The following is a 13,541-nucleotide window of genomic DNA, read 5'->3' on the forward strand; positions in this document are numbered from 1 at the left end:
GTTTCGCTCCAGGTCGCGAACGCGGCCTTTGCGGCCGCGACGGCGGCGGCAACCTCAGTGGTATTCGCAACCGGCACACGCGCCGTAACTCGGCCTTGGGCGGGATCGTAGACGTCGTTGAACCGGCCGCTCACGCCAGCCATGTATCGACCGTCGATGAAATGTTTCAGTTGGCGCACCGCGCCTTGGTTTGCTTCGCTCATACGTCTTTCCTCCAGGGGATACGGGCGCCGGCCACGAACCAAAGATCGTCCGTGTCGAAGCACACATCAATTCAATTGGCCGGGCATCTGCGCGACTCCCCTGCCAGGATCGGCAATCAGTGATTGCCGTCCACCACACTCTATGGCTTACTACTCCTCTTCAACCGTTGGGACGTTGTGCAAGCACATTCGCCCCACGCTTCACTGGAGCTTCGCCTCCAGTTGGCTTAGCTCGTGCTCGAGTGCATTAACACTCGCGTATCCGTTGCCCACCGGGAAAATCCGACCGTCGTTTTCAAGGAGCAACGTGGGGAACGAATTCACGCCAAGTGCTCGCGCACGCGCGAAGTCGCGCTGTGCTTCTTCGATCGTTTCTGCGGCCGCCCACGTCTGGTAGAACTCATCGATGGTCACCGAAACGCCGTTGGCATGCAGTGCCTTTACGGCAATAGCGGCCAGCACGCGGCCATCGGTCGTGTCCAGGCCTTCAACGTAAAACCCATGTTGAAGCGTGCGGAATACGTCGAGCAAGCCCTTGTCGCCGGCAATCCGTCGCGCTGCCACGACTGCACGGCACACCGGCTCGGTATCGTAGACAAAGCCTTCTCGTGCCATGAACGCCTCGCGGTTGAACGGCAAACCGCTCAGCTCCTCGACCCGCTTCCAATGCGGAAGCCGGAAGCGCTTGCCGGCTTCGTCCAATACGTCGGTTGCACCGGCACGAAGACCTCCGACGACGATCTCGAGATCGAGATCCGGCACACGTGCGGTCAGCGCGGAAAGCTCTCGCCCGAAGCCATAGCACCACGAACACATCGGGTCGCCGACATAGATAAGTTTCATTCATTACCCCGCTCAAAAGATATGCGTCAGTCCCACCTGGGATACACATGGAAGGCGCTGCGGAAAAGGCTTGCAGCCATGCGAGCGACTATATGATCCAGGCACGAACCTTTGAACATCGAGGTCCGAATATCTGTTGTTACACCGGGTAAAGATTGCGGTCAGAGTCTCCAGCGCGATTTTTTTTATCGAAAGCACTGGAAAGTTTTGAATGCGTCATGTCTGCAATGCGTCGTGAAAAAGCCAATGGCGGGCCCGCAGGACCCGCCATTGTTTTTCCACGACGCATTACCGAGCTTGCTGTCTTTCAACGTCGTTGCGCCGCTCTCACGGCCCACGCTGCATTTGCGACCTAACGCAACGCGTTGGCCTCCAATAGTGGATCGAGGCGGCCCGCCGTTTCCAGCGCATTCAGATCATCGAAGCCACCCACGTGCGTTTCGCCGATAAAGATCTGCGGCACACTGCGGCGGCCGGTGCGCTCCATCAATGCGACAGCCGCAGCGCGGTCGCTCTGCAGGTTGACTTCCTTGTATGACAGCCCCTTGTTCTTCAGTAGCGCCTTGGCTGCCACACAGTAAGGGCAAGTCGGCGTCGTATAGATCGTGATGGCGGACATGATCATCTCCTTGATAAGTAAAGCGACGGATAACGGGTTACTGGCCGCGATAGATGTCATCGGCAGCGTCCGGATAAACGCGATTCATGCTGAGCATCTTCGAGTAGAGTGGCCATCGCTGCTGGCACGACTCAACTCTAGGCGCGGATTGCCGCGCCGTTAATGTCGGCGCGTCTCACGAAGATGCTCAATCGGCTCACGAAGTGCCGATGCAACCGCATCGAAGCGCGAATCGGATTGCGGGTGGATCACGCGCAAGCGTTGTGTGACAGCCGTTTCCGCGCGACGCACGAATCCCGTCCCAAGCTACCGGACCGGTGCTGCACGTTTTCTGAAATTCTTTATTCCACGGCGGCGACAGACGAGTCCTCCGGCTCCTGCGCGGCAGCCTGCACATGTCCACCCGATGCGCGCCAGCGCGACGGCGTCACGCCGATCTGCTTCTTGAACACGCGCTGGAACGCAGCTTCCGACTGATAGCCGACCATCTCGCCGATATCGCCTACCGGCGTGGTCGATTCGAGCAGCGCGCGGCCCGCGATCGTCATGCGCACTTCGGTGAGCACATCGGTGGCTGAGCGGCCGATCGCTTCCCGGAACTGACGCGCAAAGGTCGCGCGCGACATGTTGCACAGCGCGGCGAACTGGTCGAGTGTCCACGGCTTGCCGGGCGATTCGAACATCGCCGACATGGCCGGTTGAAGACGCGGACGTCCCGCCAGCGCGAGCAGCCCATGCGCCGGCTGGGCCGAATTGCTCGCGAAGCGCAGCGTCAACGCGAACAGCGTCGCCGACAGATGATTGACGAGCGTCTCGCTGCCCGGGCATTCGTCCATCGCCTCTTCGCGCATGAGCCCGATCAGACGCTCGAGGCGTGAGCCCGCGACGCTCGTCGTCGGGTTCGAGCCGTTCGCCCCGCTCCTAACGACCAGCCGGGAGGGCAGGTGATCGCGCAGCAGCCTGTCGGGCACCGCGCCCAGCAGAAAGCGGCCGCACAGGACCTCGGCGGGTTCGCCCGCACCGCCGTTCTCCGCGACCATCAGCGTGATGTTGCGGTGCGTCGTCGCCGCCAGTGGCGGTGCGCCGCTGCCGTCGTGGAGACGATGCGGACTGCCCGTCGGAAACAGGACGATGTCGCCCGCCTCCAGTTGCTCGGACGGCCCGTTGCTGTCTTCGATCACCGCGCGCCCTGCCAGCACCACGTGATAGCGGATCTCGCGCACGGCCGCCGGGCCTTCTTCAATCGCCCACGGTGCGCCGAAATGACAGCGGACATCCACCCGCCCGCTGATCGGCATCAGAGACAGAAAACGGCTCAGCAGATCCATTTGGCCGACCGGGCAGGTATTTGGGGTCGTTCGAGAGTAGCACGCCGGGTGGGATCGGAGATTGACGCCGTTCAATGCAAACGGCTGAGCGGCGATCCGCCCGCGGATTCCCTTCGGAAACTGTCCGTCGGCCTCTCACCGCGCGCTGCGCTCCGAGTGCCAGCCCGGTCGATCGCGCCAAGGTACACCTGAACCGCCACCGCGAACTACCACGGTTTCGTCGGCAGATACTTCCCGTCGAGCGTGATGACCGCCCGTGTGCCGCCCTCCGGATCGTCGACCTTTTCGATTGACAGCCGGAAATTGATCGCGCTGATGATACCGTCGCCGAATTTCTCGTGGATCAACGCCTTGAGCGTCGTTCCGTAGATCTGGACGATTTCGTAAAACCGGTAGATTGTCGGGTCGGTCGGTGTACCGGTTGGAATGCTGCCGCGCAGCGGAATCGACTGCAAGCGATCGATGTCCTCGACACCGAGCCCAAGGCGTGCCCCGATGGTTTGCGCTGCCGTGTCGGGCAGCGCATGCTGCCCAAGCAGAGCCGCTGTCACGAACGCGAGCGCAAGTCCCGTGTCCTTCGATACTTCTTCGAACGTAAGCTTGCGTCTGCGCATCTCGTCGAGAATTCGTTCAGTAAGTGCGGCGCGTCCGTCCGCAGAGATGTCACATACAGCCATATCAACCTCCTTCGTCAACGTGGTCGCGGAAAACGGACCCGCGAACCCTCAGGGTGCAGCCACCCGGTCCGGATAGAGCGCTTCGAGCGCGTGTTGTAGCGTCGCGCGGGAGAACGCGCCTGCATGCATGGTCAAAAGATTGCCTTGAGCGTCGTAAAACAGCGTGGTGGGGAACACGCTCGCGCGGACCGCTCGTGCCAACGCGAAGTTTGGATCCGTCATCACGTTGTCGTCGTTCAACCCTTGTGCGGTGAGGAAATCGCTGATTGCAACGGACGACTCCCCCTGATTCACGAGCACGATGTTCAGGCCGGAATAGCGCTTTTGCGCCTCCTCGAAAACCGGCATTTCCGCTCGGCAGGGGCCGCACCAGCTGGCCCATAGATTGACCACCTGGGGTTTGCCGTTGCCCTTTTCGAGCGCATTGACGTTACCGTGCAGGTTGGCGAGCGCTATGCGAGGAATCGTTTGCGTGGTCGTCGGCGTATCCACCGCGGCGCTCGCCGCGCCCCAGCTCGCCAAGCCCGCGACCGCCGCGAGCGCCATCGCCCGGCGAAGATGCGACCTGCGCACGAGCACCCATGAGAGCAGCGCGACTCCCGCGACGATGCCCGGCCTCGGCGCAAATCCAAGATCGCGAATGTCGAAGACGCTAATCCAGTCGGCGCGATAGGCGGGTAGATATTCGGCAACGAACGCCAGCCTCGATAGCACGAGCGCGATGATGGTTATTCTGATGATCGGGCGATCCGCATGCGAGACGCCGCCATTCACGATGCGCGCGACGACCAGCGCCACCGCGACGCTTGCAAAAAGAATCAGCGATCTGGCGAGCATCGCTATCGGCGCCGCAGTCACGATGTCATTTCCTCCAGGAAGTAAATACTCAACCCGCTTGAACTCTTCCATGCCGATTTCCCGTTCGTCAGTGCAAAGTCAGGTATCGAGCGTTTGCCCCATGTCGCACTCACACTGTTTGCGCGTCGGGTTCCCAACGGTAGCCGGCGAGTTGCGGATTGGGTTCATTTCTCGCGAGGTTGTTGGCGAAATTGCAAAGCGTCGCAAGACTAACGCCGAGCACCACTTCGAGCGCGTTCGCATGCGTAAAACCCGCTGCCAGGAAGGCCGCCAGTTCCGCGTCGGTAACAGCGCCGCGCGCGGCGATCACCAGCCGCGTGAATACGGCGACGGCGTCGAGCCGCGCATCCGGCAGCGGTTGCTGCGCTCGCAGCGCATCGACGATTGCCGGGTCAAGCTGCGCTTTTTTCAACGCGATTGCCGTGTGACCGGCAACGCAGAAGCCGCAACCGTGAATCGCCGCAGCGGTGATCTGCACCGCTTCACGCTCGGCCAGCGTGAGGTCAGCGCGCGAGTTGATTTCGCCGACGCTCACGTACGTTTCCAGCGCCGCAGGCGCATTCGCCAGCGCAGCGACGAGGTTCGGCAGGAAGCCGTTTGCGGCCAGTGAGCGCTCGAGAAACGGGCGACTCGCTTCGGGCGCGCTTCCTACATTCTGTAAAGGTATGCGGCTCATATGGGACTCCTTCACAATCGAAAGGCCCATTTTGTGCGCCGTGTCCAAATGCTAACAAGACGAGATCGACTCAAATATCTGCTCGATCGTCTTTGTCGGCTCCGGCGTGAGACGTTTGAGCATGTTTTTGAGTCTCACCGGCATTGCTGTCTCTCTTCATCCCTTGCCGAGCGGCGGCCGACTCGGGAATCCGGCCATATTGCTCAGCTGGGCCAGCTCATTCGCCGCCTCGCGCAGCAGTATCAAGTACTCTGAATCTTTTCGGTCGTCAGTCGGACCCGCGGACCGGGCAAGCTAATGACGCCGACGCAGCGCGAGCCGCTCACCACAGGTGCCGTCTTCCCGACTCCCTCGGTTCTGCCGATGCGTTCGTGCAAGGGATGAAGGGAATGATGCTCGCCGCGCTGCTGATTGGCCTCGCGGCAACAATCGAGTTGACCCTTCAGCGCAGCCTTGTGCTCGATACCGTTATCGACAAGCCGGCCTCGCTGGTGAATGGCAAGCCACCTGCCGTGGTCGCTTCGGGCATCATGGTCATCGAGGCCATTCTGCACCTCGCCTTCCTGCTCGGCAACGGCATCATGGGCATCGTCAATCCGGCGTCTGGCCTGACGCTCGCGTTCCTCGCGATCTCCAGGTTGCTACGGGCAGTGGGTGCGCTTTGCGATGCCGCTGGTCCTCGCGCTGAGCGTCATGGCTGTCGTTACGGTCACGGCCGCTACGAGCTTCGGCTACCAGGGGTTCGCTCAGCAGTTCGGGAGTTGCGCCTGCCGTATCGCAGTTCGAGTCAACGTGCGCTTGCGGGCGTCCGCAATAGCTGAGCAGTGAACGATGTTAAGCGTACACATACGACCGAGTTGGACGATTCGATTCGCTAGTTGAAAACGGCCGTCGTCAGGGCGGCAACCTGCCAGCGGACGCACTGACGTCAAGCACTGTCTGACCATCACTGGCAAGGCTGCATTGGTAAATGATCGGCGTATAGATGCCGACGTCGTTCCGGAACTCGGCCTTATCGCCAACGTAGGTGATGGTGCCGCCCGGCTGATCGGTCCAGCGAAAGTAACTGAATTTCATCTCGTTGGGGGCCGCAGTCCATCTCACTTCGTGCGTCGCAAGTCGCTCGATCGGAACCTTGCAATAGGTGTCGGCCGCAACGATCGCTTTCTCTGCCTGGCATTGGAGGTCGTCCGTGCAGCACGACTGGGCTTGATTCATCGGGTCGTGGCCATCGTTGACGCCATAGGTCGAAACGCAACAACCGCTGATCAACGATCCGACTATGAGAATCGCTACGCCGCCCCTTGTCTTTCCAGCGCCGGTCTGCTGCCTTACCCCGGGCGCGCGATACTTGACGCACTTCGTCGGCTTGCCGCGAGGCTCGCTCCCGAATTCCTTGTATTTGATCAACGCCATCAAATCCTCCGATCCACCTCTCATCGGGCAGTTGCCCAACAGCAAATTAGATTCATCCCGAGAACTCTGAAATGGTCGTCCTTTTTTCGTCACAACTCTCTTTGCGAATAACACACCCTTCCAGATTAGAGGTAACGCGCCGGTCCGCAAGAAATTTATTATTCCAGTGGGCAATGGATGGTCCCGGATTCGTCTTTCCTGGTCACAACCCCGCGCAACGGGTGCACGTTCAAAAGCTACCCTCGAGCGTACCTGTCGGCCAATGCGCTGATATGGATGACCGTTGTCACGCAGTAAGTTGCCATTGAGGAACCAAGGCTCGACCGGCGGCAGTGGGTCGTTCTGAGTCGATCGCATCGGGAAGAGGTCGGCTGCTGTCGGCTCTCATCGCATTCAGTCGGATTGGCTGCGTTCGCTGGGTCACAGTCGAATCGGCCACCCATGTGTCACCATCACGCACTGCACCCGGCCCCGCACACCTTCGACGCCGACCGCATCATGCCTCCAACACGGGAGAGCCCCATGCCGACGCTCTATTCCTACCCGGACCTGTTCGGCGTCGCCGACAACAATCCGTTTGGCCTGAAGGTCTATGCATTCATGCGCTTGTGCGGGCTCGACTTCGAGCACAAGCACATTCTCGATACGAAAGAGGCGCCGCGAGGACAGTTGCCCTATCTGGTCGACGGCGAGGAATCAATCGGTGATAGCGATGCGATCATCAGCTACCTGAAGCGCAAGTACGACCTACGCATCGACAGCGCGCTTTCCACGGGCCAAGCGAATCTCGACTTCCTGGTGCGGCGCACGCTCGACGACCTGTATTGGCCGATGAGCTTTTCGCGCTGGCGCGACGAGCGCTTTCGGCCGGCGTTTTGCAACGCCTTCATGGCGGCGCACCCCGAAGTCACCGCAAGTGCGCTCGAAGCCGCGAGCGAGTACAACCGGCTGCGGTATCACTATCAGGGCATCGGCCGCTACGAGCCGGATCAGGTGTATGAGCGCGGCATCGGCGATTTGCGCGTCGTGGCCGATCTGCTCGGCGACAGCGGCTTTGTCTTCGGGCCCGAGCCGGCCACGGTCGATGCCGCGATCTACGGCTGCGTCGCGAACATCTACTACTACGACATCGATACGCCGTTGAAGCGCTACGTGCTGTCGCGGCCGAACCTCGTTCGGCATTGCAAGGCGATACACGAGCGGGTCGTTACCTCAAGTGAACATCATGGTAGCGACACTTAGGGATCCGGATGCGTATGGAGTTGTACCGCTGTTCGGTTTGCGTTGCTGGCAGCCGCAATAGCCGCCGTCTCCGCTGCAATGCGGCGCGCGCTGATCGGCAAGGAGAGAACACCGAGCGGCAGACAATATTGAGGTTTGTCAAACGCCGGCAAGACACTCGCACACGTCAATGACCTTGCGATTCATTCGTGTCCGATTCCGGTGGAGGGTTTTGCCGGGCGGCAGCACTGGCACACGAGATATCGCCACAAAGCAGGCAATCGCTGGTTGCGTGAGACAGTGGCGCAGTTGTTCGCGCAGTTCGCCGCTGAGACGTCGCTCACGGTTTCCAGAGCGCGAACTCGCCGTGCGCGAGTTCCTGCTTGAGAAAATCGATGCACACGCGCACCTTCGCCGATTGCGCCGCGCGCGCGGCCGACATCGCCCATACGTCCGCCGGTTGTTCCCATGCGGGCAGCACGCGCTCGAGCGTGCCTTGCGCAAATGCTTGAGCCACATACGACTGCCCGACCATCACGATGCCGTGACCATCGCGGGCCCAGCGCAACACGACGTCGCTGTGATTCGAAGCAAGCGGACCCGTGACTTTTACCGTGCTCCAGCCACCTGGCCCGAGAAGACGCCACACGCCGAATGGCTCATCACGCTCACGAAAGACGAGGCAGTCGTGCTGGGCGAGTTCGTCTACGCTCTTCGGCCGGCCATGCGCGTCGAGGTAGCCGGGCGCCGCGCACAGCACACGGGGACTGACGGCAATGTGATGCGCGATCAGCCCCGGTTCCTGCGCCGCGCCTACGCGGATGTCGAGATCGAAACCCTCTTCGACGATATTGACGCGCCGATCGACCAGTTCCAGCCAGATTTCGAGTTCGGGATAGCGCTTCTTCATCAGCGACACAATCGGCGCAATGTGACTGCGCCCAAGGCGCTGGCTCGAACTGATACGCAGCGCCCCCTTGGGATTTACCCGCAGACTGGACAGATCGTCGCGCATTGCATCGACGTCCTGGAGGATCGCGCGCGCCCAGCGATTGACCGTTTCGCCATCGGTCGTGAGCGACACCCGGCGTGTCGTGCGGTGCAGCAGTTTCACCCCGAGGGTCTTTTCCAGCAAGGCGATGCGCTTGCTGACGTGAGTCTGCGAATTGCCGAACTCGTGCGCCGCAGCGACGAAACTCAGTCGCCGCGCGACTTCGCAAAACAGGCGGAGATCGGCGAGCATCGGCTCATTAAGCATGATCTGGTGATTATGGAGTGCAAAATCGGATAATAATAGTTCTAATTTGCGATAGTAACCTTCGATCATGCTTTGAAAACGGACACAAGCATGATCAATGGGAATACCGGGCTCGTCGCGATGAAAGAGGCCGGGCTCGATTACATCGAGGCGCAGCTCGTGCCGATGAAGCTCGAAGACGATGCGGCGGTCGAGGATGCCAAAGCACGCATCGGCGATTTACCGTTGCCTGCGCTCGCGTTCAGCTACCTGTTTCCGCACGATGCGCGCATCGTCGGGCCCGAAAAGGATGAGCGGCGCAATCGCGCGTGCTTCGATCGCGTCGTCGAATTGATGACGATGGCACGCGCACAGCTCGTCGTGCTCGGGAGCGGCTGGACGCGCAACATCCCCGATGGCTGGTCGCAAGCGCAGGCCGAAGACGAATTCCTGAAGACGCTTTCCTGGTGCGCCGACGCGTTGCGCGGCACCGGCACGACGCTCGTCATCGAGCCACTGAATCACAAAGAATCGAATCTGGTGAACAGCGTCGGCGATGGTGCGCGGCTCGCAAGGTTGCTGGGTCGCGACGAAGTGCGCGGTCTCGCGGATTTCTATCACATGGATGAAGAAGACGAGCCACTCGACGAACTGCGCGTGCACGGTGAATGGCTCGCTCATATCCATCTCGCGGACACGGGTCGTCTGAATCCCGGCACGGGCACCTACGACTATCCGACGTTCTTCGGCAACCTCAAGGCGTGCGGATACGACCGACTGTTGAGCGCCGAATGCGGCTTCAAAGGAGAACCGCTCACATCGATGCGCGAGAGCGTTGCGTTCATGCGGCGTGCGTGGAACGACGCCTGAGCATTTCATCAAATCATCGAAGGGGGCGGTACAGGCCCGCATCCCTCGAAGGAGGAGACACATCATGCACTGATTCCCTCGGCAACGCGGCTGCCGATCGCGCGGCCGACAAGGCGACGCGTCGCCTGATTCCCTTTTTGCTGTCGATGTACGTGCTCGCGTATCTTGATCGCGCGAACGTCGGATTTGCGCAGCAGGCACTGCACGATGTCGTCGGCATCTCCGATGCAGCGTTCGCGTTCGGCGCAAGCATCTTCTTTGTCGCTTACGTGTTGCTCGAAGTGCCGAGTAATCTCGCGCTTCACAAGGTAGACGCTCGCCTGTGGATGTGCCGCATCATGGGTCCGCATAGTCTGGGCGCCTCTCTCGCGAATCGCACCGTGCTTTATTTCGGGCTGGTGTTTTTCCTGATCCAGATGGGCGTGTCGGTGGTGGTGTTCTATCTGCCAACCTTCATCGGCAAATTGCTGGGCACGGGTCCGAACACACTGGTCGGTCTGGTCGTTGCGATTCCCTGGGCATGTGCGCTGGTCGCAACCTACGCCGTGCCCAAAGCCGCCGGACGTACCGGCCGTCTGACTCTGTTCGGCGGTGCGAGCCTTGCTGTCGCCGCTTTCGCGATGTTCGCGTCGGCCGGCGCTTCGCCGGTCATCTCGGTAGTCGCGCTGTGCATCGCCGTCGCTGGACTTTGGGCCGTGCAACCGATCTTCTGGACGATGCTCACGAACTGCGTCGGCGGAATCGCTGCCGTGTCGGGCGTTGCTATGGTGAACACAATCGGCAACGTCGGCAACTTTGTGTCGCCGAATATCAAAGCCTGGGCCGATGCGAGCTTTGGATCGAATGTCGCCGGGCTCATCGTGCTGAGCGTCGTTGTGCTACTGGCCGCGCTTCTTTTTATTGGTGCACGTAGTACTACACGTTCGGTAATCCCCACGTTGCTGACGTAGAACCCATCCCGCTCCAATGTCGGGAATGGCCGACGGCTTGCCAGCAGGGAGCGCACGCGATTGGCCGTTCCGGCTTGCAACCGGTTGCACCCTCGCATTGGCTAGAAGGGCCTTTGTGGGTCGCGACTACGGCCGACCGCATCGGGCGGCAGTCGGCCAGGGAGGGTCTGTCATCCATGCCATCGCTCGGTCGCTCATGCGTCGGAGCCGCCGCAGCAACCGGCCGATCCACTGACAAGCAAACAGGACTAGCGTGTCGACGTCCGCTTGAATGTGCGCCCGCGCACAATCGCTTCGCAAACTTCATCCGGGAATGTCCTCACCGACTCTCCCCACGCTGCCCTCTATCTTCAAGATGCGGTTGGGGAAGTTAGCGAAAAGGAGAATGTATGTCACGTCCAAAACTACCTCGGCACGAGCGGCGCGCACTGCATCGTCGGCGGTCAAACGCACGCAGGTGGCTCACCATAGGCATTTCGCTCACCGGGCTGTCCTTTGCACATGCGACTCCCGCGGCCACCACCCTTCCACAAGGTGGCACTGACGTGACTGGCGGCGGTTCAATATCGGGCCAGGGGAACGGGCTCGTGATTACCCAACCGGGCTCCACGCGCATCCGGACGAGTGGTACGCCGAATCGCGACGGCCATGTGTGGCTCGTCGCCGACAGCGGGCGCGTCGAGCAGTCGGGCGTGACCACGGCCACCCACGCGGACGGCAGCGACGGAACGGTCGCCACCTACGCGGCGCAACTGGCGTTCGGCGCCACGGCAGCCGTGCATGCGGGCGAATTGTATCTCTCGATGCCCGCCTTCACGATCGACCAATCCGCTGCACGCGCACTGGGCGCCATCCTGAATTCAGGCACTTCCGTCCATGTGACCACGACAGGCGTGACAGGCGCGACGGGGGACATCGACGTCGCCGCGAACCTGAAGTGGAGCGGTCCCGCTTCGCTGACGCTCACGGCGTACCGCAACGTGTCTATCGGTAGCGGCGTAAGGATCGCGAATCGGGGCGCGGGCAAACTCAACTTGCGCGCCGACGCAACCGGCATTGACAACGGTGGCAGCGTCACCAACAACGGCATGCTCGACTGGTCGAAGAGCACCGGTGGGCTGAGTGCTTTCTACGACATGAACGGCACCTACGTTGCCGGTACCCAGCTGCGCAACCCGGCATGGATGCCCTCCGCATTCAGCGGCCTCGTTACGCAGATCACCGCGTACAGGCTTGTGAACTCCCTAACCGATCTGACGAACGTCGCCAACGATCTGACCGGTAACTACGCGCTCGGCAAAAACATCAATGCGAGCGCGACGAGCACCAGCCACTTCGCTCCAATCGGCAACATCGACACACCGTTCACGGGGCAGTTCGACGGACAAGGCAATGCGATCACCTCGCTCACGCTGGGCGGGTTGTTGGGTTATGGGGGCGGACAGCCACTGGTGGGCATGTTCGGGGTGATCGGTACCCAGGGTGTCGTACGCAACCTCGACATTTCGGGCACGGCGAACTCGGCTAACGTGATCGGGCTTGTAGGGTTCCCGAGCTTCGATATGGGCATACTCGCCGGCCTGAACAACGGTACTGTCCTGCGCGTGCGCACGGCCGGCACGGTGGCGACCCTAAATCCAAACGCGGGGCTTCCGGTCGACTTTTCGTCAGCCGGTGGGCTCGTGGGCGTCGACGCCGGCTCGATCCTGCGTTCTTCGAGCAGCGCAGCCGTGAGCTCGGGGGGGCTTGCGGTCGGTGGTCTGGCGGGCTTGAATAGCGGCCTGATCAGCCAGTCGTTCGCCACGGGTCCTGTCGCATCGTCGGGTTATGACGCTAAGGGCGGTGGCGGCCTCGTCGGCTCTAACAGTGGCACGATCAGCCAGTCGTATGCAACCGGCTCCACAATGTTTCCGGGCTGCCGCCCCTCCCCTCCGCAATGCGGCGGGGCCGCCCTCGTCGTCGATAACTCAGGAACAACCACCCAGTCATTCGCAACCGGTCTGGTGAACCAGCCGTTGTATGGACCGATCGGCATCGCGCGATCCAACGAAGGCACGATTGCGAACGATGTGTACTGGAACACCAGCACCACGGGCGCCACAATCGGCGTCAAATACGGTACGCCGATTCCCACGGCGAACGGACTGACCACCGCCCAGATGAGCACGCCGACATCGTTCGTGGGGTATGACTTCAGCCCGACCGGGGTGTGGGCCATGCCTGCCGGCGCGACGCATCCGGTGCTGCGCTGGCAACTGGCGCAATGACACACGCGGAGACAGTCAGTGGGGCTGTTAGCGAGCATTCGATGCGGGATGATCTTGCCCACGATTTTGCCAGGGCACGCGTCCAAAAAGGCCGCGAACACGCCAACGATTTCGCCTCGCGAATATCGCGGTGTACTCGGGACACGCGCCGCGCCGGTCGCAGCTGGGCGGCCGGCTGAATCGGGTCTTGGGTAGGAGTTCGCTGAAACGAAAAGCCGCCACGTTGCCGCTCGATGACGCCACAGGCGGCAATAGATCACATTCTGACATAACACTCAGCCCGCACAATTGCCAACTTCGGCCGATTATGCCAAGTTGTTGATTATGGAAAGTAGCTGGTCGGAATCCGGGGCGCGAGCTGGTAGACAGCGGGCGG

General features: G+C 61.2%; 14 protein-coding genes and 1 pseudogene. 6 read left to right on the forward strand and 9 right to left on the reverse strand.

Going from position 1 to position 13,541, the window contains the following annotated elements:
- From EVC45_RS41660 to EVC45_RS41690, 7 genes are all read right to left on the reverse strand, one after another.
- A partial coding sequence (locus EVC45_RS41660; RefSeq protein WP_129963925.1) for an aldehyde dehydrogenase family protein occupies window positions 1-203 on the reverse strand: 203 nt, incomplete at its 3' end.
- A 201-nt stretch (window positions 204-404) separates the two neighbouring features.
- A complete protein-coding gene (locus EVC45_RS41665; protein ID WP_129963926.1) occupies window positions 405-1,046 on the reverse strand; it encodes a DsbA family protein in 642 nt (213 codons plus the stop codon).
- A 352-nt stretch (window positions 1,047-1,398) separates the two neighbouring features.
- Window positions 1,399-1,665, reverse strand: coding sequence for a glutaredoxin 3 (gene grxC / locus EVC45_RS41670; protein ID WP_129963927.1), 267 nt, complete (start codon window positions 1,663-1,665; stop codon window positions 1,399-1,401).
- A 341-nt stretch (window positions 1,666-2,006) separates the two neighbouring features.
- Window positions 2,007-2,993: an AraC family transcriptional regulator gene (locus tag EVC45_RS41675; protein ID WP_129963928.1), complete on the reverse strand. Its 987-nt coding sequence runs from the start codon at window positions 2,991-2,993 to the stop codon at window positions 2,007-2,009.
- A gap of 206 nt (window positions 2,994-3,199) precedes the next feature.
- Window positions 3,200-3,670, reverse strand: a complete 471-nt coding sequence (cynS, locus tag EVC45_RS41680) for a cyanase (RefSeq protein WP_129963929.1) — start codon at window positions 3,668-3,670, stop codon at window positions 3,200-3,202.
- Window positions 3,671-3,718: 48 nt separating this feature from the next.
- Complete coding sequence (locus tag EVC45_RS41685; RefSeq protein WP_168991649.1) at window positions 3,719-4,528, reverse strand: TlpA disulfide reductase family protein; 810 nt, start codon at window positions 4,526-4,528, stop codon at window positions 3,719-3,721.
- 109 nt (window positions 4,529-4,637) lie between these two features.
- The gene (locus EVC45_RS41690) at window positions 4,638-5,204 is read right to left on the reverse strand and encodes a carboxymuconolactone decarboxylase family protein (protein ID WP_129963931.1); all 567 of its coding nucleotides are present in this window, start codon (window positions 5,202-5,204) and stop codon (window positions 4,638-4,640) included.
- A 389-nt stretch (window positions 5,205-5,593) separates the two neighbouring features.
- Between EVC45_RS41690 and EVC45_RS41700 the strand changes: the two genes are divergently transcribed.
- Entirely contained in the window at window positions 5,594-6,025 is a 432-nt protein-coding gene (locus tag EVC45_RS41700) for a hypothetical protein (protein ID WP_129963932.1), read from the forward strand.
- A gap of 73 nt (window positions 6,026-6,098) precedes the next feature.
- On the opposite strand, the gene EVC45_RS41705 is transcribed toward EVC45_RS41700, so the two are convergent.
- Window positions 6,099-6,620 (reverse strand): zinc ribbon domain-containing protein, encoded by a 522-nt coding sequence (locus EVC45_RS41705; protein WP_129963933.1) that lies wholly within the window; start codon window positions 6,618-6,620, stop codon window positions 6,099-6,101.
- 522 nt (window positions 6,621-7,142) lie between these two features.
- Here EVC45_RS41705 and EVC45_RS41710 point away from each other — a divergent pair.
- Both EVC45_RS41710 and EVC45_RS47315 read left to right on the forward strand, forming a co-directional pair.
- Window positions 7,143-7,862 (forward strand): glutathione S-transferase C-terminal domain-containing protein, encoded by a 720-nt coding sequence (locus tag EVC45_RS41710; RefSeq protein WP_129963934.1) that lies wholly within the window; start codon window positions 7,143-7,145, stop codon window positions 7,860-7,862.
- A gap of 147 nt (window positions 7,863-8,009) precedes the next feature.
- Window positions 8,010-8,228, forward strand: a pseudogene (locus EVC45_RS47315) (hypothetical protein); the annotation flags it as partial.
- On the opposite strand, the gene EVC45_RS41720 reads toward EVC45_RS47315, so the two are convergent.
- Complete coding sequence (locus tag EVC45_RS41720; protein ID WP_306770867.1) at window positions 8,182-9,084, reverse strand: LysR family transcriptional regulator; 903 nt, start codon at window positions 9,082-9,084, stop codon at window positions 8,182-8,184. The pseudogene EVC45_RS47315 and the gene EVC45_RS41720 overlap by 47 nt on opposite strands.
- Before the next feature lie 105 nt (window positions 9,085-9,189).
- Here EVC45_RS41720 and EVC45_RS41725 point away from each other — a divergent pair, with 105 nt between their 5' ends.
- The 3 genes from EVC45_RS41725 (at window position 9,190) to EVC45_RS41735 (ending at window position 13,165) form a co-directional block, all read left to right on the forward strand.
- Window positions 9,190-9,948, forward strand: a complete 759-nt coding sequence (locus EVC45_RS41725; protein WP_129963936.1) for a sugar phosphate isomerase/epimerase — start codon at window positions 9,190-9,192, stop codon at window positions 9,946-9,948.
- Window positions 9,949-10,094: 146 nt separating this feature from the next.
- Entirely contained in the window at window positions 10,095-10,898 is an 804-nt protein-coding gene (locus EVC45_RS41730) for a hypothetical protein (protein ID WP_248295479.1), read from the forward strand.
- Window positions 10,899-11,485: 587 nt separating this feature from the next.
- A complete protein-coding gene (locus tag EVC45_RS41735; RefSeq protein WP_306770868.1) occupies window positions 11,486-13,165 on the forward strand; it encodes a hypothetical protein in 1,680 nt (559 codons plus the stop codon).
- Window positions 13,166-13,541 lie beyond the last annotated feature (376 nt).

The sequence above is a fragment of the Paraburkholderia sp. UYCP14C genome, from assembly GCF_004197395.1.
In the GTDB taxonomy this organism is placed as follows: Bacteria; Pseudomonadota; Gammaproteobacteria; order Burkholderiales; family Burkholderiaceae; genus Paraburkholderia.

Excerpts from the sequence above, each read along its gene's own strand:
- EVC45_RS41665 (WP_129963926.1), bottom strand. The coding sequence starts at position 1,046 with ATGAAACTTATCTATGTCGGCGACCCGATGTGTTCGTGGTGCTATGGC.
- grxC (WP_129963927.1), bottom strand. The coding sequence starts at position 1,665 with ATGTCCGCCATCACGATCTATACGACGCCGACTTGCCCTTACTGTGTG.
- EVC45_RS41675 (WP_129963928.1), bottom strand. The coding sequence starts at position 2,993 with ATGGATCTGCTGAGCCGTTTTCTGTCTCTGATGCCGATCAGCGGGCGG.
- cynS (WP_129963929.1), bottom strand. The coding sequence starts at position 3,670 with ATGGCTGTATGTGACATCTCTGCGGACGGACGCGCCGCACTTACTGAA.
- EVC45_RS41690 (WP_129963931.1), bottom strand. The coding sequence starts at position 5,204 with ATGAGCCGCATACCTTTACAGAATGTAGGAAGCGCGCCCGAAGCGAGT.
- EVC45_RS41700 (WP_129963932.1), top strand. The coding sequence starts at position 5,594 with ATGATGCTCGCCGCGCTGCTGATTGGCCTCGCGGCAACAATCGAGTTG.
- EVC45_RS41705 (WP_129963933.1), bottom strand. The coding sequence starts at position 6,620 with ATGGCGTTGATCAAATACAAGGAATTCGGGAGCGAGCCTCGCGGCAAG.
- EVC45_RS41710 (WP_129963934.1), top strand. The coding sequence starts at position 7,143 with ATGCCGACGCTCTATTCCTACCCGGACCTGTTCGGCGTCGCCGACAAC.
- EVC45_RS41720 (WP_306770867.1), bottom strand. The coding sequence starts at position 9,084 with ATGCTCGCCGATCTCCGCCTGTTTTGCGAAGTCGCGCGGCGACTGAGT.
- EVC45_RS41725 (WP_129963936.1), top strand. The coding sequence starts at position 9,190 with ATGATCAATGGGAATACCGGGCTCGTCGCGATGAAAGAGGCCGGGCTC.
- EVC45_RS41730 (WP_248295479.1), top strand. The coding sequence starts at position 10,095 with ATGTACGTGCTCGCGTATCTTGATCGCGCGAACGTCGGATTTGCGCAG.